At 71.5% G+C, this 19631-nt stretch carries 21 protein-coding genes; 3 read left to right on the plus strand and 18 right to left on the minus strand.

The window, feature by feature from the left end; all coding sequences use genetic code 11:
• Position 1: 1 nt before the first annotated feature.
• Entirely contained in the window at positions 2–472 is a 471-nt protein-coding gene (locus AB0K82_RS29475; protein WP_364403200.1) for a MarR family transcriptional regulator, read from the minus strand.
• Between AB0K82_RS29475 and AB0K82_RS29480 the strand changes: the two genes are divergently transcribed.
• Complete coding sequence (locus tag AB0K82_RS29480; RefSeq protein ID WP_364403203.1) at positions 471–1505, plus strand: serine hydrolase domain-containing protein; 1035 nt, start codon at positions 471–473, stop codon at positions 1503–1505. The two genes, AB0K82_RS29475 and AB0K82_RS29480, sit on opposite strands and share 2 nt — an antisense overlap.
• Before the next feature lie 55 nt (positions 1506–1560).
• Here the strand turns inward: AB0K82_RS29480 and AB0K82_RS29485 are convergent, their stop codons facing one another.
• Positions 1561–3120 (minus strand): MFS transporter, encoded by a 1560-nt coding sequence (locus AB0K82_RS29485; RefSeq protein ID WP_364403206.1) that lies wholly within the window; start codon positions 3118–3120, stop codon positions 1561–1563.
• Between the two features lie 166 nt (positions 3121–3286).
• Between AB0K82_RS29485 and AB0K82_RS29490 the strand changes: the two genes are divergently transcribed.
• A complete protein-coding gene (locus tag AB0K82_RS29490) occupies positions 3287–4309 on the plus strand; it encodes a helix-turn-helix transcriptional regulator (RefSeq protein ID WP_364403209.1) in 1023 nt (340 codons plus the stop codon).
• Here the strand turns inward: AB0K82_RS29490 and AB0K82_RS29495 are convergent.
• From AB0K82_RS29495 to dacB, 13 genes are all read right to left on the minus strand, one after another.
• A complete protein-coding gene (locus AB0K82_RS29495; RefSeq protein ID WP_364403211.1) occupies positions 4263–4604 on the minus strand; it encodes an MmcQ/YjbR family DNA-binding protein in 342 nt (113 codons plus the stop codon). The genes AB0K82_RS29490 and AB0K82_RS29495 overlap by 47 nt on opposite strands.
• A 56-nt stretch (positions 4605–4660) precedes the next feature.
• Positions 4661–5134, minus strand: a complete 474-nt coding sequence (locus AB0K82_RS29500) for a DUF3180 domain-containing protein (protein WP_364403214.1) — start codon at positions 5132–5134, stop codon at positions 4661–4663.
• Positions 5131–5652: a 2-amino-4-hydroxy-6-hydroxymethyldihydropteridine diphosphokinase gene (folK, locus tag AB0K82_RS29505; RefSeq protein WP_364403216.1), complete on the minus strand. Its 522-nt coding sequence runs from the start codon at positions 5650–5652 to the stop codon at positions 5131–5133. Before folK ends, AB0K82_RS29500 begins: the two co-directional genes overlap by 4 nt.
• Positions 5649–6014, minus strand: a complete 366-nt coding sequence (gene folB / locus AB0K82_RS29510; RefSeq protein WP_345353664.1) for a dihydroneopterin aldolase — start codon at positions 6012–6014, stop codon at positions 5649–5651. The genes folK and folB overlap by 4 nt, the downstream gene beginning before the upstream one ends.
• A gap of 2 nt (positions 6015–6016) precedes the next feature.
• Positions 6017–6448 carry a nuclear transport factor 2 family protein gene (locus AB0K82_RS29515; protein ID WP_345351785.1) on the minus strand — a complete coding sequence of 144 codons (432 nt, stop codon included), beginning with the start codon at positions 6446–6448 and terminating at the stop codon, positions 6017–6019.
• Positions 6445–7248 (minus strand): dihydropteroate synthase, encoded by an 804-nt coding sequence (gene folP, locus AB0K82_RS29520; protein WP_345353662.1) that lies wholly within the window; start codon positions 7246–7248, stop codon positions 6445–6447. The genes AB0K82_RS29515 and folP overlap by 4 nt, the downstream gene beginning before the upstream one ends.
• 74 nt (positions 7249–7322) lie before the next feature.
• A complete protein-coding gene (locus AB0K82_RS29525; RefSeq protein WP_364403219.1) occupies positions 7323–9065 on the minus strand; it encodes a phosphatidylglycerol lysyltransferase domain-containing protein in 1743 nt (580 codons plus the stop codon).
• 230 nt (positions 9066–9295) lie between these two features.
• A complete protein-coding gene (gene folE / locus AB0K82_RS29530; protein WP_364403222.1) occupies positions 9296–9892 on the minus strand; it encodes a GTP cyclohydrolase I FolE in 597 nt (198 codons plus the stop codon).
• Complete coding sequence (gene ftsH / locus AB0K82_RS29535) at positions 9889–11901, minus strand: ATP-dependent zinc metalloprotease FtsH (RefSeq protein ID WP_364403225.1); 2013 nt, start codon at positions 11899–11901, stop codon at positions 9889–9891. Before ftsH ends, folE begins: the two co-directional genes overlap by 4 nt.
• 192 nt (positions 11902–12093) lie before the next feature.
• The gene (hpt, locus tag AB0K82_RS29540; protein WP_364403228.1) at positions 12094–12666 is read right to left on the minus strand and encodes a hypoxanthine phosphoribosyltransferase; all 573 of its coding nucleotides are present in this window, start codon (positions 12664–12666) and stop codon (positions 12094–12096) included.
• 59 nt (positions 12667–12725) lie between these two features.
• Positions 12726–13760 carry a tRNA lysidine(34) synthetase TilS gene (gene tilS, locus AB0K82_RS29545; RefSeq protein WP_364403230.1) on the minus strand — a complete coding sequence of 345 codons (1035 nt, stop codon included), beginning with the start codon at positions 13758–13760 and terminating at the stop codon, positions 12726–12728.
• Between the two features lie 87 nt (positions 13761–13847).
• Positions 13848–14954 carry a zinc-dependent metalloprotease gene (locus AB0K82_RS29550; protein WP_364403259.1) on the minus strand — a complete coding sequence of 369 codons (1107 nt, stop codon included), beginning with the start codon at positions 14952–14954 and terminating at the stop codon, positions 13848–13850.
• A 231-nt stretch (positions 14955–15185) separates the two neighbouring features.
• Positions 15186–16565 carry a D-alanyl-D-alanine carboxypeptidase/D-alanyl-D-alanine-endopeptidase gene (gene dacB, locus AB0K82_RS29555; protein WP_364403232.1) on the minus strand — a complete coding sequence of 460 codons (1380 nt, stop codon included), beginning with the start codon at positions 16563–16565 and terminating at the stop codon, positions 15186–15188.
• Positions 16566–16671: 106 nt separating this feature from the next.
• Between dacB and AB0K82_RS29560 the strand changes: the two genes are divergently transcribed.
• Positions 16672–17160, plus strand: coding sequence for an inorganic diphosphatase (locus AB0K82_RS29560; protein WP_364403262.1), 489 nt, complete (start codon positions 16672–16674; stop codon positions 17158–17160).
• Here AB0K82_RS29560 and AB0K82_RS29565 read toward each other — a convergent pair.
• From AB0K82_RS29565 to AB0K82_RS29575, 3 genes are all read right to left on the minus strand, one after another.
• Positions 17154–18470: an NlpC/P60 family protein gene (locus tag AB0K82_RS29565; protein WP_364403235.1), complete on the minus strand. Its 1317-nt coding sequence runs from the start codon at positions 18468–18470 to the stop codon at positions 17154–17156. The two genes, AB0K82_RS29560 and AB0K82_RS29565, sit on opposite strands and share 7 nt — an antisense overlap.
• A gap of 318 nt (positions 18471–18788) precedes the next feature.
• Positions 18789–19445, minus strand: a complete 657-nt coding sequence (locus tag AB0K82_RS29570) for a hypothetical protein (RefSeq protein WP_364403237.1) — start codon at positions 19443–19445, stop codon at positions 18789–18791.
• On the minus strand, positions 19445–19631 hold a 187-nt coding region (locus AB0K82_RS29575; protein WP_364403238.1), incomplete at its 5' end, for a hypothetical protein. The genes AB0K82_RS29570 and AB0K82_RS29575, both read right to left, overlap by 1 nt.

Here is a 19631-nt window from a genome sequence, read left to right on the forward strand (position 1 = left end):
GTCAGGAGTCCTTTCGCGGCAGGTCGAGGGGGGCGTCCAGGAGGACGGTCAGGTCGCGGACGAACGCCGCGGCGCGCGGGTCGTCCTGGCCGCCGAGCGGGGCCAGGAGCCGGTCGAGCAGCTCCTGGACCAGGCTCAGGGCCGGCCGTACGACCTCGCGCCCCCGGTCGGTGAGGGCGAGACGTACGGCGCGGGTGTCGGCGAGGTCGCGGGTGCGCTCGATGAGGCCGTCGGCCTCCAGCGTCCGGGCGAGCTTCGAGACGTACAGCGCCTCCAGGCCGGTGTGGTCGGCCAGCTCACGCTGACTGGGCCGTCGCCCGGCACTCTCGATGCCGTACAACGAGGCCAGCAGCACGTACTGCGCGTGCGTCAGATTCAGCGGCGCCAGCGTGCGGTCGACCGCGACGCGCCACTTGTTCGCCAACCGCCAGACCAGGTAGCCCGGCGTCGGCACCATCGGTGTCCCGCTCATGGCAAACAATATACATGTCTACTATGTACATGGCTACTGTCTTCCTCCATCGGTCGCGCGACGGAGCGGCGACGTCAAGACGGGCGAACCCGTCCCCGAGAACGGGAGGTTCCGCATCGGCAGCGCCTCCAAGGTCTTCACCGCGTCGGTGATCCTGCAACTCGTCGCCGAACACCGGATCGGCCTCGACCGGCCCGTCCAGCACTACCTGCCCGGCCTCCTGCCCGCGTCGTATCCGCCGATCACCGTCCGGCAGGTTCTCAACCACACCAGTGGCCTGCCCGGCACCGACATCGACTCGGGCGACGCGAAGTGGTTCGTCGAACACCGCTTCGACAGCTGGACGCCGCAGGAGCTCATCGCCGACGCCGTGACCCACCCGCTGGAATTCCCGCCGGGCACCGAGCAGCGGTGCAACGGGACGAACTACTTCATCGCCGGCCTGCTGATCGAGCGGGTCACCGGGCGGACGTACGCCGAGGAGGTACGGCGGCGGATCATCACGCCGCTGCGGCTGCGCGACACGTACGTCCTCGACCGGCACGATCCGCGGCTGCCCGGGCCGCACGCCCACGGGTACGTCGCGGTGACCGACGGGGGCGTGACCACGCTGCACGACGTGTCCGAGCAGAGCCCGTACCCGTGGGCCGAAGGCGGCATCATCTCCAGCGCCGGCGACCTGACCCGCCTCATCGAGGCGCTGTTCGGGGGCCGCGTCGTGCCGCCCGCGGAGCTGAAGGCGATGTTCACCCTTCCCGACGTGCCGTACGCCGACCGCCGCAACTGCAACATCGGCCCGTACGCCGGACGGGCCTGCTTCAGCGTGGGCCTGATGCGGACCGTACTGCCGAACGGCATCACGGTCTGGGGGAAGACCGGCGCTCGACCGGGTTACACGACCGGGATCGCCGCCACCCGCGACCGGCGCCGCATCGTCGTCTACTCGCTCAACCCGACCGGTAACAAGGACGGCTCGGAGTCGCCGTACATCAGCAGGATCGCGGCCGCGACCTTCGACCCGGACCTCGCCTAGCTAGGGCCTGTCTCAAAGCCCCGCTGTCCCGGGGAGACCGGCCGCGACACTCACGTCAAGGTCGGCCGGCGCGTCTCCGGCGTGCCGTGGAACGCTCGACGGAACGGGTGGTCGTGAGCAGGGTCAGGGCGAGAATGGCGCTGCCGCAGGCGGTGACGAGCCAGTAGGCGGGACGTGCGGCTGCGACGAAGCCCGCGTAGGTGCCGTGGTGGAGGCCGGTTGCGAGGAGGGCGCCGAGGACGGCGACGCCGAGAGCCTGGCCGAACTGACGGGAGGTGGAGATGACGGCGGCGGCCACGCCGGCCTGTTCCCGGGGCATGCCGGCCATGGCGGCGTTGGTGATCGGCGTGTTGGCCAGGCCCACGCCGATCCCGATCAGGCAGTAGGCGGGGAAGAGCAGGGCGTCACGGGTCTCGGCGCCGGCGGCGAGCAGCAAGCCGCCGCCGGTGGTGGCGGCACCGGCGAGCAGCAGCGGAAGGCGCGGGCCGTACGCCGCGGTCAGCCGACCGGATATGGGCGAGGTGAGGACGTTCATGCCCGCCATGGGCAACAGATACGCCCCGGCGGCGAGCGCGCTGAGCCCGCGTACGTCCTGGAGGTAGAGGGTGTTGAGGAAGAGGAAACCGCCGAGGACGAAGAACGAACAGACCGCCATGGCGCTCGCGCCGCTGAACGCGGCTCTGCGGAAGACCGGTAGGTCGATCAGAGGGTCGGAGCGCCGCAGCTCGTAGGGAATCAGGGCGATGAGCGCGGCGCCGGCCGCGCCGACGCAGCCGAGGACTCCCGGGGCACCCCACCCGGCGGCGGGCCCTTCGATGATTGCGCAGGTCAACGTAGCCATCAGGACGATGACCAGGAGTTGTCCGACCGGGTCCATCCGGCGCGGGGTGGCGGCACGGGACTCGGGGACGAAGCGAGCGGCGCACACCAGAGCCGCCAGGCCGATGGGCAGGTTGAGCCAGAAGATCGAGCGCCAGCCCGCCGCCTGCACGAGTACGCCCCCGACCAGCGGTCCGGCCGCCATCGCGATACCTAGCACCGTGCCCCACACGCCGATGGCACGGACACGTTCCCGCGGTTCGCTGAAGACGTTGGTGATGATGGCCATCGCCACGGGGTTGAGCATCGAGGCGCCGATCGCCTGGAAGACGCGAAAGAAGATCAGCCAGCCGAGGGCCGGTGCCAATCCACACAAGATCGAGCTGAGGGTGAACACCGCGAGCCCCGTCTGGAAGACGCGACGACGGCCGAGCCGGTCACCGGCCGCGCCCGCGAGCATCAGCAGCGCGGCCAGCACGATCAAATAGGCGTCGGTGGTCCATTGGAGCCCCGACAGCGAGCCGTGCAGATCGCGTTGCATCGCGGGGAGCGCGACATTCAGCACGGTGTTGTTGAGATTGCCGATGAAGACACTGGTGCAGCAGACGGCGAGCACCAAGCGGCGCCGGCGCCTCAGGTCGCGTTCCGGCGGCCGCTCGCCGTCGACGAGCATCGCCCTCTCGCCGGGGGTCCGGGCCATGTTCTCACCGGAGGCTGCCGTGGTCCCGGTGACCTCGGTGGAAACGGCGATCTCGCTGGTGTGCCGTAGACGTCCGCGTTCCCCTTGGTGCGTCATTCCCCGTCGCTCTCGTGGTTCGCCGCACAGCCCGCGCGGATCTGCCGGTCACCGCAGGGTCTGCGGCGCCATCAGCCTGCTGCCTGCGCCGCCGCATGAGGAGACCCTCGTTGGGGGGCCCTGACAAGGCCCCCGGCGAGGGCTCGGGACCAGGGATACTGCACTGGTGCGCAGCAGAACCGAGCTGGGGGAATTCCTGCGGAGCCGGCGCAGCCGGATCACGCCGGATGAGGTCGGCCTGCCATCGTCCGCCGGGATCCGGCGTACGGCCGGACTGCGCCGTGAGGAGGTCGCCATCCTCGCGGGGGTGAGCATCGAGTACTACCGGCGTCTGGAACAGGGAAAACAGCAGCGGCCGAGCGCGGCGGTGCTGGCAGCCATCGCGCACGTGCTGAAGCTCAGTGAGGACGAGCGTCGGCACCTGACCGAACTCTCCTCTTCCAGGGCACACGAGGAGGCCGGTAAGACGCAGCAGCGCCGGGCATCACGCACCGTGCGGGACGAGGTTCTCCGCATGCTCGACGTCGTGCTGCCCTACCCGGCCTGTGTCCTGAGTCGTTCCAGCGACCTGCTCGCCGCCAACGAGCCGGCGCTGTCTCTGTTCCCTGGCATGGAGGAGTGGCCACCGCGGCATCGCAACACCGCGCGTTACGCCTTCCTGCACGCGTCCGCCCGGCAGCTGTACGTGAACTGGGCCGACGTGGCCCGCGGAGTCGTGGCTCACCTGCGAACGGCGGTCGTGCTGCACCCCGGTGCGCCGGACCTTCACGACCTGGTGGCGGAACTCTCCGCGACCAGCCCGGAGTTCACGGCCCTGTGGCAGAGGTATGACGTGCGCGTCCGTACCAACGGGCGAAAGGTGTTCCGCCATCCGGCGGCCGGACCCATGACGCTGACCTACGAGGCGTTCGACGTGGCCCGCAGTGACGGGCAACGGTTGATCGTCTACCAGGCGGCACCCGGCACCCAGGACTACGACGCCCTGCTGCTCCTGTCCCGCCGTCCGTCCTCGCCCGCCCAGGCGGGCGGGGAGAACGCGGCTCGTCCGGATGAGGGGGGCAGCGGACCGACCGTTGGCCGGAGGTGCCGACCTGCGGACCTGGCCGAGTGGACCGGTAACGGGACGGCCGACAGAGACAGGCCTAACGGGCCGCGTCGTGGGCCCGCACCAGGCGCTTCGGCGCGGTGAGGCGCCAGGCGTCGGTGAGGAGTTCACGCAGGTGATCGGCGTCGACCCGCGTCACATCGACACCGACCCAGCCGTGCCGCCCGACGTACGCCGGGAAGGAGAAGATCTCCGGCTCCTCGGCGAGCAACGCCGCCTGCTCGTCCTTCGTGGCCTTCACGCTCGCGAACGCGCCGTCGTCCGACAGCATCGCGAAGATCCGGTCGCGGACCCGGAAGGTCGGCCTGCCCCACGTCTCGCGCTCCTCGGCCTCGGGCAGCGCCAGCGCGATCTCCCGCACCTGTTCTACAGACGCCATACGCCCCTCCCGTCTCGGTCGGCCGACGCACGAAGCATGGCAGCCGCCACCGACACTCAGATGCGCGAGGCGTGCCGGTGGTCGTTCTCGTCCTCCGGACCCTTCGGCACGCGGCAGGCGTACTCCAGGAAGAGCGCCGCGCCGATCAGCGCGATGCCGGCCAGGGCGGTCCCGCCGCTGACGAAGAAGTCGCGCCGGGGCGTCGGCTTGTCCAGTGACGAGATCAGGTAGACGGCCATCCCGGCGAAGCCGCCGGCCAGCACGGCGGCGGCGTGCGAACTCGCCTTGGCCAGGGCCGCCAGCCGGGCGGCGACCAGCGGCTCGATCGGCTTCGTGCCGGGCTTGTGCTGGATGCGGGCGCGCGTGAAGAACGCCGTGTACAACTCGCCGAGGGCGAGCAGCAGCAGCGACGGCACCATCGTCCAGGGCAGGACCGGCAGCGAGGTGTAGAACAGGCGCACCACCGCCCACACCACGACGCCGACGCCGATCAGTACGGCGGCCAGGACCGTGATCCGGGTCGGCTTCACGCGGGCGGCTGCAGGGAGAGGTCGTCGCGGCGCCGAAGCTCCTGCCCGGCGACCGCCGACAGCAGATCCGCGACGCGGCCCCGGCCCGGCAGCAGCGCGTCCGGGTCGACGTCCGCCCAGGGCACCAGCACGAACGCCCGCTCGTGGGCGCGCGGGTGCGGCAGGGTCAGCTCCGGGGCATCCGAGGTCACGTCGTTCACGGTGACGATGTCGATGTCGAGCGTGCGGGGCCCCCAGTGGACGTCCCGGACGCGGTCCATCGACTCCTCGATGTTCAGCACGCGTTCGAGCAGCGACTGCGGCGCCACGCTGCTGTCCGCGACGATCACCACGTTGAGGAAGTCGTCCTGCTCCGGCCCGCCGACCGGTTTGGTCTCATAGACCGGGGAGATCGCGATGAAGTCGAGGCCGGGTGCGTCGAACAGCGCGTCGATGCCCTCCTGCAGGTTGTCGAGGCGGTCGCCGAGGTTGCTGCCCAGCGACAGCACGGTCCGGCTTTTCTGCTCAGAAGTCGTCATGAGCGGCTCCGGTGGATGGTCACGGCCACGTCGGTGAAGGGATGGGGCACAGGGGCGTTGGGTTTGTGCACGGTGATCTCCACGCTCTCGACCTGTGCCACGTCGAGACAGCGGGCCGCCAGTCGCTCGGCCAGCGTCTCGATCAGGTTCACGGGTTCGCCTTCGACCACGGACACGAGCCGGTCGGCCAGCGCCCCATAGTCGACGGTACGCAATAGATCATCTCCGGCCGCGGCCGGGCGGATGTCAAGACCCAGCGTGACATCGATGACGAACTCCTGTCCGAGTTCGCGTTCGGCGGGCAGGACGCCGTGCCGGCCCCACGCGCGCAGGCCGCGCAGCACGATCCGGTCGCCATTCACTGTCACTCGGTCTCTTCCTCCCTGCCCAGGACGGGCGAGCCGTGGTGGAGCCACAGCCGCCACCCGGCCTCCGTACGTACGAACACGTTGGTGGTCACCACGCTTCCCCCGGAGGTCAACCCGATGTCGGTCTCCTCGGCGGCGGTGATGATGTTCTCCGCGCAGCTGACGACGGCCTGATCGCCGGAGATCTTGATCTGGGTGTCGGTCAGCACGAACTGGATGTACGGGGTGTTGGCCATGATCAACGCCCAGGAGCGCAGGACCGCGCCGCGGCCGCGGATCACCGGCCAGCCCGGGTGGACGCAGACCACGTCGTCGGCGTACGCGCCGTCCGCCCAGACCGCGCCCATCCGGTCGAGGTCCGCGGACTCGAACGCGGCGTAGAACTCGGCGTGCACGCCCTCGATCGCCCGTACGTCCAGCTCGGTCACCGGGCGGCTCCCCAGGCGGCGGCGACGCGTACGGCGTCCGCGCTGGGCCGGACCTCGTGCACGCGGACGCACCACGCTCCGGCGGCGGCGGCGAGCGCGGTGATCGCGACCGTGGCGTCGTCGGACTCGTCGAACGGGCGGGGGGTTCCGTCGGGGGCGGCGAGCAGCCGGCCCAGGAACCGTTTGCGCGAGGCGGCCACCAGGATGGGGTGGCCCAGGGCCAGCAGGGCGTCCAGATGGGCGAGGAGCGTCCAGTTGTGGTTGTCCTCCGGCCGCTTGGCGAACCCGAGACCGGGATCGACGACCAGGAGGGACGGGTCGACGCCCTCGTCGACGACCGCGTCGATGCGGGCGCGCAGCTCGTCGCGCACCTCGCGTACGACGTCGGCGTAGACGGCGCGCTTGTCCATGTCGTGGCTGTGCCCGCGCCAGTGCATGACGACGTACGGGACGGCCGCCTTCGCGACCGCGCGCGGCATGGCGGGGTCGGCCAGCCCGCCGCTCACGTCGTTGACCAGCCGGGCCCCGGCCGCGACGGCCGCCTCGGCGACCTCCGCCCGCATCGTGTCGACGCTGACCGGCACCCCCTCGGCGGACAGCGCCTCGATCACCGGGATGACCCGGCGCAACTCCTCGCGCAGGGACACCCGCTGGGCGCCGGGCCGGGTCGACTCACCGCCGACGTCGACGATGTCGGCGCCTTCGGCGACGAGGTCCAGGCCCCGGCGGATCGCGGCGTCATGGTCGAACCAGGCGCCGCCGTCGGAGAACGAATCGGGCGTGACGTTGACGACGCCCATGACGAGGCAGCGCCCGGGATCGGGCAGGCCGGCGACGGTCATGGTCATATCGCCAGACTAGAGGGTCCCAGTGATCATGGTCGTTTCAGACCGGGGATGCGCAGGCGCGGCCAGACGATGAACGCCTCGGCCTCCAGCGCCGCCAGCGCGATACGAGGCGCGTCGCCCGGGCCCGGGTAGACGAAGAACCTCGGCTGCCACTCCGGCTGGAACTTGGCGTTGAACTTGTACAGCGACTCGATCTGGAACCAGCGGGACAGGAAGATCAGCAGGCCGCGCCACGCCTTGAGGACGGGACCGGCGCCGATCCGCTCGCCGCGGGCCAGCGCCGCGCGGAACACCGCGAAGTTCAGCGAGATCCGCTTGACGCCGAGGTCCGGGGCGGCCTTGAGCGCCTCGACGATCAGGAAGTCGTTGAGGCCGGGCTGGGCGGACCGGTCGCGCCGCATGAGGTCGAGGGACAGTCCGTCGGCGCCCCAGGGCACGAAGTGCAGGATGGCGTGCAGCTCGCCGTCCTGCTTCGCGGTGGCGACCACGCACTCCTCGTCGCCGGGCTCGCCCACGCGGCCCAGCGCCATCGAGAACCCCCGCTCGGTGTCGGTGCCGCGCCAGGCGTCCGCCTGGGCCCACAGCGCCGTCAGCTCTTCGGGGGCGTAGTCCTTCTCCCGGCGGACCTCGGCGGTGTAGCCCTGGCGGGCCACCCGGTTCACCATCTGCCGGACGTTGCGCATCGTCCGGCCCTCCAGGGAGAACTCGGCGGCGTCCACGATCGCCTCGTCGCCGAGTTCGAGCGCCGACAGGCCCGTGTCCCGGCACCAGACCTCCGCGGCGAGCTCGCTGCAGCCCATCACGGCGGGCGCCCAGGCGTGCCGGGCCGCCTCTTCCAGGAACGCCTCGATCGCGCCGGGCCACGCCTCCGGGTCGCCGATCGGGTCGCCGCCGGCCAGCATCACGCCGGACACCACGCGGTACGTGACGCACGCCTTGCCGGTCGGCGACCAGATCACGCTCTTGTCCCGGCGCAGCGAGAAGTAGCCGAGCGAGTCACGCGTGCCCTGCCGGGCGAGCAAGTCCCGGATCCGCTCCTCGTCCTCGGCGGACATCGAGGGGGCGGGCTCGGCCGGGCGGAGGAACAAGAAGGCCGTCGTCCCCGCGGTGAACAGGCCGAGCGTGCCCAGAATCAGGCTGAACAGGTCGTTCCGGCGGTCGGAGACGAAGGTCACCGGGCCGGAGGCGCCGAACAGGCCGGTGACCACGTGCCACAACTGCTCGGAGGGGGAGTAGTCGCGGACGAGCCCGTGCCGGTTCACCGCGATGAACAGCAGGCCGACCCCGACGCTGGCCGCGGCCAGGAACGACCCGACCCACAGCGCCCGCCACCGGGTCCGCGGGTCGCCGGTCGCGTAGAACTCCTGGCGGAAGTAGATCAGCGCCCCCAGCAGCGCGGCCGCGACGATGGCCGACAGCGCGAAGTCCTTGACGACGTGGGAGACGATCGTGAAGGCGAGCAGGCCGACCACCGCGCGCCACGCACGGCGCTTGCGGCGGCGCAGGCCGTGGGACAGCAGGAGCAGGAGCAGCCCGGCGACGAGCGTCGCCGTACGGGCCGCGTTGTTGACCGAGCCGGGGACGTACTCGTCGAGCCGCACCATCCGGCGGTGCCACTCCGGCAGCAGGGCGCCGATGACGTCGTGCAGGCCGATCAGGAACGACAGCCAGCCGGCCACGGCCGGCACCCAGCGCCGCTGCCGGCGGCGCTCCGGCGCAGGCCCGCCCGGCTCCGGGCGGGTCGGCGCGTTCTGCTTCGTGTCCCCCATCACGGCCCCACAGCGTCGTCGTCACCCGGGTTCGCCCGGTTCGCCATCAACACCGCCAGTTCGATTCCTCGGAATCCGGCCGCAGCAGTCTCCCGCAACGCTGAACTACTCGTTCGACGATTGGTCAAGCCGTGGAGTTCGCCACTCGCCCGCTCGGTCAGGAGGTCGTCACCTTGAAGGCAGGTGCCGCCGGCCCGAGGCCGACGGCACAAGTGTCAGCCGCCCAGGTGTCAGCGGCCGAGGATGAGGCTCATCGCCTCCGCGCGGGTGCTCGGCGACTCGCGGAAGTCGCCCCGCACCGCCGAGGTCACCGTCCGCGCGCCCGGCTTGCGCACCCCGCGCATGGTCATGCACAGGTGCTCGGCCTCGATCACGACGATCACGCCGCGCGGCTTCAGGATCTCCATCAGCGCGTCGGCGATCTGCGACGTCATGCGCTCCTGCACCTGGGGCCGCCGCGCGTACACGTCGACGAGCCGGGCCAGCTTGGACAGCCCGGTGATCTGCCCGCGGGCGTTCGGCGTGTAGCCGACGTGCGCGACGCCGTGGAACGGCACGAGGTGGTGCTCGCAGGTGCTGTACACCTCGATGTCCTTGACGAGCACCATCTCGTCGTGGTCGGCGTCGAAGACCGTGGTCAGGACGTCCTCGGGCTCCTGCCGCAGCCCCGCGAACTGCTCGGCGTACGCGCGGGCGACCCGCGCCGGGGTGTCGAGCAGCCCGTCGCGGTCGGGGTCCTCCCCGACCGCGATCAGGATCTCCCGTACCGCCTTCTCGATCCTTGCCTGATCGATCGGCGGCCCATGGAGAACGGGCTCCTCGCTCACGCCTTGCCTTCGGTGTCGCTGTCCTTGTGCTCGCCCAGCGCCGGGCGGGACGAGCCACTGCCGTTGCCCTGGGTGAGGTCCTGGACGTCCTTCGGGCCGAGCAGCGCCAGCTCCTTCGGCGTCAGCACCGGCGGGCGGTCCGACGGGAGCCGCTTGCCGTAGCCGCTGTAGGACGGGGCGGCCGGCCGCTTCTGCACGGGCTCGAAGATCTCCAGCACCTGCTGCTTGGAGAGGGTCTCCTTCTCCATGAGCTGCAGCACCAGGTTGTCGAGCACGTCGCGGTACTCGACCAGGATCTCCCAGGCGATGTCGTGCGCCGACTCGATCAGCCGCCGGACCTCGTCGTCGATCGCCGAGGCGATCTCCTCGGAGTAGTCACGGTTGTGCGACATCTCCCGGCCCAGGAACGGCTCGCCGTTGCCCTCGCCGAACTTGCGGGCGCCGAGGCGCTCGGACATGCCGTACTCGGTGACCATCTTGCGGGCGATCGAGGTGGCCTTCTCGATGTCGTTGGCCGCGCCGGTGGTCGGCTCGTGGAAGACCAGCTCCTCGGCGGTACGGCCGCCGAGCAGCATCGCCAGCTGGTCGAGCATCTCCGACCGGCTCGCGAGGAACTTGTCCTCCATCGGCAGCGTCATCGTGTAGCCCAGCGCCTGCCCACGGGACAAGATCGTGATCTTGTGCACGGGGTCGGCGTTCGGCAGCGCGTGCGCCACGAGCGCGTGACCACCCTCGTGGTAGGCGATGGTCTTCTTCTCCCGGTCGGACATGACCCGGCTCTTGCGCTCCGGGCCGGCCATGACCCGGTCGATCGCCTCTTCGAGGGTGTTCATGTCGATCTGCTTGCGGTCCATGCGCGCCGTCAGCAGGGCCGCCTCGTTGATCACGTTGGCGAGGTCGGCTCCGGTGAAGCCCGGAGTACGGCGGGCGATGGTGTCCAGGTCGACGTCCGGCGCGAACGGCTTGCCGCGGCCGTGCACCCGCAGGATGCCCTTACGGCCCTCCAGGTCCGGCCGGTCGATGACGATCTGCCGGTCGAAGCGGCCCGGGCGCAGCAGCGCCGGGTCGAGGATGTCCGGCCGGTTGGTCGCGGCGATCAGGATGACGCCGCCCTTGACGTCGAAGCCGTCCATCTCGACGAGCAGCTGGTTCAGCGTCTGCTCGCGCTCGTCGTGACCGCCGCCGAGCCCGGCACCACGGTGCCGGCCGACCGCGTCGATCTCGTCGACGAAGATGATCGAGGGGGCGTTCGCCTTGGCCTGCTCGAACAGGTCGCGGACGCGCGAGGCGCCGACACCGACGAACATCTCCACGAAGTCCGAACCGGAGATCGAGTAGAACGGCACACCGGCCTCACCCGCCACGGCCCGGGCCAGCAGCGTCTTACCGGTACCCGGCGAGCCGTACAGCAGCACGCCCTTGGGGATCTTCGCCCCGATCGCCTGGAACTTGGCGGGGTTCTGCAGGAACTCCTTGATCTCCTGCAGCTCCTCGATCGCCTCGTCCGCACCGGCGACGTCCGCGAAGGTCGTCTTCGGGGTGTCCTTGGTGACCAGCTTGGCCCGCGACTTGCCGAAGTTCATCACCCGCGAGCCGCCGCCCTGCATCTGGTTCATGATGAACAGGAAGATCAGCACGACGACGACGATCGGCAGGAAGCTGAACAGCAGGCTCAAGAAGACGTTCTGCTTCGGCACCGAGGTGTTGTAGCTCGTCAGCTGGCCCTGGTCGGCCTTCTGCTGCAGCAGCTTGGCCAGCTCGTTGCCCTGGCCGCTGACCCAGTTGGCCTGGAGCTGCTTGCCGGTCTTGAGCTTGACCTCGATCCGCTGATCCTTGTCGATGATCTGGGCGGACTTGACCTGGTTGTTCTGGATGGCCTGGACGACCTTCGAGGTATCGGCCTTCTCGTACGAGCCGCCGGGATTGATCCCGTACATGACGAGGAGCACCAGCGCCCCGAAGGCCAAAATCCACAGCAACGGCCCGCGAAAGTAGCGCTTCAGATCCATTTATGCGGTGCCCCACGATGGGGCCCGTCCCTCCTGACCAGCGTCTCCAAGACCCCGCCGCGAAATGCGACGAGGCGGCCTTCCCGAGTGTGGCTCCCCGCATTGCAGCCGGGATACCGAAGGTACACCGGTCTCACGGAAGACCGCAGCACGACGACCGGTGTCCTACTTCGCAACTAGCAACGTACTGAACTAACCCTCTTGTTCCCCACTTCCACCGTAGACGTGTGGGGCAAGTGTTCCCACGAACGGAAGGTTGCGGTAGCGCTCGTCGTAGTCGAGGCCGTAGCCGATCACGAACTCGTTCGGGATGTCGAACCCGACGTACTTCACGTCGACCTCGATCTTGGCGGCGTCCGGCTTGCGCAGCAGCGTGCAGACCTCCAGTGACGCCGGGCCGCGCGACTCCAGGTTGCTCATCAGCCAGTGCAGGGTGAGGCCCGAGTCGATGATGTCCTCGACGATCAGGACGTGGCGGCCCATGATGTCCGCGTCGAGGTCCTTGAGGATCCGCACGACGCCGGAGGACTGGGTCCCGGAGCCGTACGAGGAGACGGCCATCCAGTCCATCGAGATCGGCGCGTGCACGGCGCGGGCCAGGTCCGCCATGACCATGACCGCGCCTTTGAGCACCCCGACGAGCAGGATCTCCCGGCCCGCGTAGTCGGCGTCGATCTGGGCGGCGAGCTCCCGGATCTTGTCCTGGAGCTCCTCCTCAGGGATGAGCACCTTCTCCAGATCTGCCCGCATGTCCGTTTCGTCCACCGCAGAGCCTTTCGCGATCATGCCGTCCGCTTCACGCCTGTCCGAAAACTGCAGGTTGCCTAGATTTCTGAGGATTCGGACGGTCCGAAGAGCAGCTTTTCATACCGGCGCAGAGCCTGAACGCGGCCGGGTAGGTCCACGCGGGACTGGCCCCGCCAGGCCGTGACGAGGGCGTCCACCGCGTCGACGTGGACGGCCGCCAGGGTGCCCGGCGGGCTGCCCGCGGCGATCGCCGCCCGGCGCAGGACCCGCGTCCGCACCGCCCGCGGCAGCCCGGCCAGCACCTCGACGGACAGAGCGATCTCCCCGGCGCCACCGCCGGTCTCGGCACCACCGTCGGTCGCCGCCTCACCGTCGGTCGCCGCCTCCTGGAACGCGCGGTCGGCCCAGGCGTCGAGGGCGTCGGCGTCGTCGCGGAGCATCCTCGCCGTACGGGCCAGCGCGCCCGCCACACCCCGCCCCAGCTCCTCCTCCAGCAGCGGCAGGACGTCCCGGCGGATCCGCGCCCGGACGAAGGCCGGGTCGCCATTGTGCGGGTCGTCCCACGGGTCCAGGCCCATGGCCAGGCAGGCACGGCGGACCAGGTCGCGGTCGAGGCCGAGCAGCGGCCGGCGGTAGCGGCCCGCCGACCTCGGCATCCCGGCCAGGGACCGGGCGCCCGAACCGCGCGCGAGGCCGAGCAGCACGGTCTCGGCCTGGTCGTCCAGCGTGTGCCCGAGCAGGACGGCGGTCGCGCGATGGCGCGCGGCGGCGTCGGCGAGCGCGGCGTACCGGGCGTCGCGGGCGGCGGCCTCGGGGCCGCCGGACGTCCCGACGGTGACGCGCACGGCCTCGGCCGGCTCGAGGCCGAGCCGCGTCATCGTCCGTACGACCTCGGCGGCGCGCTCGGCCGAACCCTCCTGCAGGCCGTGGTCGACGGTGACGCCACCGGCCCGGTGGCCGGATCTGGTCGCCTCGAAGGCCAGCGCCCCGGCCAGCGCGAGCGAGTCGGCACCGCCGCTGCACGCGACGAGCACCAGATCGCCCGCGTCGATCTCGCGGAGCGCGCCGCGGACCGCCAGGCGTACCGCCGCGACCGCCGGATCAGGTCCCACGGCCCCATTCTCCAGCGCGGCGGCCGCCCGAGGAGACGGTCCCCGGGAAAGGGCGGTCGGCGGGGCCCGTCCCCGGGACGGGCGGGGTCACTCGGCGGACGGCAGCTCCGGCTTGCCGACCACCCGGTTGACCCACAGGGCGGGGTCGGAGATCTCCGCGTGCGTCGGCAGGGTGTTCGGCGAGGTCCAGACGCGGTTGAACTGCTCCATCCCGACCTGCTCGATGACGGCCCTGACGAACCGGGAGCCCTCGGCGTACTGCTTCATCTTCAGGTCCAGGCCGAGCAGGCGGCGCATGACCCGGTCCACTCCGGAACCGCCCTCGCGGCGGTGCTGGAACTTGGCGCGGATCTCCGCCACGCTCGGCACGACCTCGGGACCGACGGCGTCCATCACATAGTCGCCGTGCCCCTCGGCCAGCGTCATGACGGCGGTGAGGCGGTCGAGGATCTCCCGCTGCTCCGGCGTCTGGATCGCGTCGATGAGGTTGCCCTCGCCGCCGCGCACCGCGTCGGCGACGGCCTCGCCCACGTCGCGCAGCCGGTTGAGCAGCGCTCCGGGATCGAGGTCGGCGGCGAGCAGGAAGGCCGTCATCTGGTCCTGGACGTAGGCGCGCAGCCACGACACGGACGCGAACTGCGCCCGGTGCGTCTCCTCGTGCAGGCAGACCCACAGCCGGAAGTCGTGGGTGTCGACGTCCAGCTCCTGCTCGGCGCTCACGATGTTGGGCGCGACGAGCGTCAGTCGCCCCGTCGGCGCGCGGCCGGCCGGGTCCGGCGGCAGGAACAGCTCGTACTGGCCGAGCACGCGGCTGGCCATGTACGCGAGGATGGCGCCGACCTGGGCGCCGGTGACCCGCGAGCCCACGGCCTGGATGACCGCGCCGCCCGCGCCGCCGCCGAGCCCGTCGAGCATCCCGCCGCCACGGCGCTCCTGGAGCTGCTCCATCAGGGGCTCGAGGACGACCCGGAAGCCGTCGACGTTCGCCTTGATCCATCCTGGGCGGTCGACGACCTTGGCCGGGGACGGGTCGAGTCCGCCGTCCATCCCGGTGAACTCACGGACGTGGCCCTGCGCGATCCGCGACAGGTCCCTGAGCTCGGCGACGACCTGGTGGGCCTCGGCGGGGCTCACCTGGGGTCCCGAGCGGACGAGGCGGGTCCCCGTCTGTACGGCGACGTTCCAGTCGATCATGGATGCTGGCATCACGTAACCTCTCCGGCCGGGCACCTCTACCGTACGTCCCCGCTCTTCGCGGGGGCATGCCCATATTCGCCCAACGCGCGAACGGGCCGGATCGACTCCCGCCGGCCGGTCGGCGGCAGTCGCAGGTCACGCCCTCGCGGCCGGATCGACCGCCGAAGACCCCGGTCGGCGGCGGCCACCCGCCGCGAGCCCACCGCCGGATCGGCCGCCGGGGACCGGTCAGTGGCAGCCGCAGGTGGCGAGGCTGCCGGCCAGGCCGTCCAGCGCGGCCAGCGCGGCGCTGGGATTCGCGACGTTGTTGGCCATGAAGGCGAACGCCAGCAGCCGGCCGTCGGCGTCGTACACCACGCCGGCGAGGGTGTTCACGCCGTTCAGCGTGCCGGTCTTGCCGCGGACGAGGCCCATCCCGGCGGCGGAGCCGCCGGCGCGGTAGCGGCCCGCGAGGGTGCCGGAGAAGCCGCCGATCGGCATCCCGGACATCACCGAGGCCAGCTCCGGGTGGGCCCCCGAGGAGGCGGCCACGAGGAGGCGGGCCAGGGCGTTCGGCGTGATCCGGTTGTCGGGCGACAGGCCGCTGCCGTCGACGGTCGCGACGCCGTTCGCGAGGCCGAGCCCGGCCAGCACCTCGTGGACGGCCTCCGCTCCTCCCGCGAAGGACGCCGGCCGATGGCGGGCGAGGGCCACCTGGCGGGCCATCGCCTCGGCCATGTCGTTGTCGCTGTTGGTCAGCAGCTCCTCCACCAGCGCCGAGACCGGCGGGGACTGCACGGCGCCGAGCTGCTGGGCGCCCTGCGGCGCGGTGGTCTGGGAGCCGATGGTCGCGGAGATCCCCTGTTCGCGCAGCAGCTTGGCGAACGCGTCGGCGGCGATCCGGGGCGGGTTCTGCACGCGCACGTGCGAGGACGGCGCGACCCGGCCCTCGTCCACCTCCAGCGCCCACACCGGGGAGACGTCGCCCTCGGTGACGTAGTTGGGCTTCCAGCTCGGCCCCATCTGCTTGCCCTGGAACAGGGACACGTCGTAGTCGACGCGCACGCTCCGGGTGCCGGCCGCCTTCAGCGCGGCCGCCGTCTGCTTGGCCAGGTCGGTCAGCGAGGCCGGACGCGGGTAGGCGTTCTTGGCCGGTGACCGGGTCAAAAGCGAGTCGCCGCCGCCGACCAGGATGACGCCGCCACCGCCCTTGACCGCCTTGGTGGTCAGCCGGTGATCGGGCCCGGCGGAGGCGAGCACCGCCGTCGAGGTGACCAGCTTGGTCGTCGAGGCGGGGACGGCCGGCCGGTCGGCGTTGCTGGCGTACAGCGCCCGGCCGCTGCTCGCGTCGATCACGGTGCCGGTCAGGTTGGCCCCCATCCCGGCATGCCGCATCAGGCCGTCCAGACGCGACGTCAGGCTGCCCGAACTCGGTACCGGGGCGGTCGCGGCCAGCGAGCCCAGCGCCGGCGCCGCCGCCGTCACGAGCGCGCGCTGCGCGACGGTTGGCGGCCGCAGGGCGAGGGAACGGTCAGGTGTGAGCTTGACCACTGCCAGCGCGGCGGTGACGAGGAAGACGTTCAAGAGCGCCAGTGTGAGCATGGCCACAACGCGCTCGGGCCTCGGCACGTGCGCCCCTCCCCCATCGTCGTGCACTCGCTACGGTGCGAGATCCTTGTATGAGCCAACATCCAACCAGAACAACCTCGGCCCGCCCCGGGGAGCGGAGGACATTGTGGAATTCGACGTCACTATCGAGATTCCGAAAGGCCAGCGCAACAAGTACGAGATGGACCACGAGACCGGCCGGATCCGGCTGGACCGGATGCTGTTCACCTCGACCCAGTACCCCGCCGACTATGGCTTCATCGAGAACACCCTGGGCGAGGACGGCGACCCGCTCGACGCCCTGGTCCTGCTGCAGGAGCCGACGTTCCCCGGCTGCCTGATCCGCTGCCGCGCCGTCGGGATGTTCCGGATGACGGACGAGGCGGGCGGTGACGACAAGGTGCTGTGCGTGCCCGCCACGGACCCGCGCTCGGAGCACCTGCGCGACATCCACCACGTCCCCGAGTTCGACCGGTTGGAGATCCAGCACTTCTTCGAGGTGTACAAGGATCTCGAGCCCGGCAAGTCCGTCGAGGGCGCGAGCTGGACCGGCCGCGCCGAGGCCGAGGCCGAGATCGAGCTGTCGATCAAGCGCGCGGCGCAGCACGGTCACTGAGCGGCGATCGGACGGGTGGCTCCGGCGTAATCCGGACGGAACGCCGGAGAGATCCGCACCCGCGCCCCGGTGAACGGCGCCTCGACCATCTGCCCGTTCCCGATGTAGATCCCGACGTGGTGGATCGTGCTCGGGTCTGCGGGGCTGTGCGCGAAGAAGACCAGGTCCCCCGGGCGCAGCTCGCCGCGTGACGGGTGCGGTCCGGCGTTGTACTGCGTGGTCGCGTAGTGGACCAGCCGGATCCCGGCCTTCGCCCAGGCGTACGTCACCAGGCCCGAGCAGTCGAAGCCCACGGTGCCCGCGCCCTGCGCGATGCCCCGGGTCGGCCCGGTCTCGTTGCCCCCGCCCCAGGAGTACGGCGTGCCGAGCCACTTGAGCGCGGCGGACGCCGCGACGGAGCCGAGGTCGGTGCCTCTGGCGAGCGCGCGGACGAGCGCCCGATCGCCGGTGCCGAGCCGGGTTCCGGCGGGGACGACCTGGTGCGACGATACGGTCCGCTCGGTTCCCACTGCGGCGATGCGAGCCTGCTCGAGGGCCGCGGTACGGGCCTCTTCGAGCGCCGCGACGTTCGTCCGGGCCGCCTCCAGCTCGGCGACGAGGGCGGCCTTCCGCTGCTGGATGAGCTGGACGGCCTCCTGCTGCCGCGCCACCGCCGCGGCGGCCACGTGCCAGGCGTCCTCGGCGCTCCGCGTCGCCTCCTGCCGGGCCGCGAGGGCCTCGCGCGCCTGACGTTCGAAGACGTCCGCGACGGTCTTGACCGCCGTCTCCCGCTGGAGCACGGCGTGCTGCCGCTCGGTCAGCATCCGCGTCGTCGTCGCCCGCCCGAGGAACCCGGCCGGTCCGCCGGACCCGCCCAGAGCGGCTGCCCTGGACAGCAGGCCGCCCTGGCTGCGATAGGCGTCGACCGCCGGCCGCGCCGCATCGTCCCGTACCGGGGCGAGCCGCCGTCGCGCCTGCGCGGATCGCCGCACCGCCGCCTCGTACGCGGCCTTGGCCTGGTCGAGCTTGACGCGCTCGCCGTTGTACTGCTCGACGGCGCTCTCCGCCTGGTCGCCGAGGTCGTCGAGCAGCGCGTCGGCTTCGGCGAGCGCGGCGCTGATGCGCCCGACCCGAGCGGTCTCGGCGCGTACTCGCTCCCTGCCCCGCGCGAGATCACGGCCGCTGGGCCCGGGGCCCTTATCCAGCGCGAACCGGACGCCGGGCGCGTCGTGGAGAAGGACGTCGGCGCCGGCCGGACCGGCCGACGGACCGGCCACCGCGCACGTCGCGAACACCACGGCGCCGAGCCGACGCCGGACAACAGCTGACAAAGTGCCCCCTCGGATCCCGTTCCGCGCGAGCGATCTGTCACTCAGTTAGCCCCAGGAGTCACAACAGAAACACCGGTCACAGTCCGGATTCGCTCATGAAGGCCCGCGGCGGACCCCGGCGCGACGCACCGGCCGACCGGCACGACCAGCCGATCAGCACTTCTCAGGAGCCGCCGCACTCGGTCGCCCCCGCGGGTCAGGTGCGCCTCAGGAGCCGCCACATTCGGACGCCCCTGGCGGTCAGGGGCGCCTCAGGAGCCGCCGCACTCGGTCTCGCCCCTGGCGGTCAGGTACGCCGCAGCCGGACGCCCTCACCGGTCAGGTGCACCGCAGGAGGCGGCCGATCCACGGCCGTACGGCCGACTTGGGCGGCAGCGGTCCCCGGGGATACGTGAAGATCGGGACCTCGCCGCCGTGACCGGCCCGCAACTCGGCCGCCTTGCACCAGTCGGCCGGAGTACGGGTCGCGGCCCACGCCAGGGCGAGCGCCTGGCGCACCTCGGGGACGCGTTCCCAGAGCTGCAGCAGCGTCACGGTCGCGTGCGCGGCGGCGTACCCGTCGTCGGGGTAGGCGCGGCTGGCGAAGAACGGGGCGGTCACCCGGCCGCCGTGCGTGGTGGCCAGCACCCACGTCCAGTTGGCGACGACCAGCTCGCGCACCGGCTCGGCGAGCCGCTCGGCGGCGTCGTACATCCGTTCCTGGCGCCGGCCCGTGAGCCGGTGGGTGTCCAGCAGCCAGTCGATCTCGCCCGGGGCGTCGCCCTCGGCGAGCCAGGCGAGCACCGTCAGGCCACGCGCCGACTGCAGGCGGCATAGCTCGGCCACCTCACGGCGCATTCGGACACCGGGCTGCAGCCACTGCGGCCACGGTGCCCGCTGGATCCGCTCCACCATGTCGACCAGCCGGGGTGGCACGGCGAGCGGGGCGACCAGGTCGCCGCGCAGGTCTCCGGGGCGCACGGTGTAGGCCGACACTAGGTGTTCTCCGCGGCGGACGGTGCCGCGTTCCGGGCCGGGTCGGAGCGCCGTTCGCCGATCTCCGACTGCTCGGTCTGCCGGTCGCCGGTCTGCCGGTCGCCGGTCTGCCGGTCGCCGGTCTGCCGGTCGCCGGTCTGCCGGTCGCCGGTCTGCCGGTCGCCGGTCTGCCGGTCGCCGGTCTGT

The organism is Actinoallomurus sp. NPDC052274, from assembly GCF_040679475.1.
In the GTDB taxonomy this organism is placed as follows: domain Bacteria; phylum Actinomycetota; class Actinomycetes; order Streptosporangiales; family Streptosporangiaceae; genus Actinoallomurus; species Actinoallomurus liliacearum.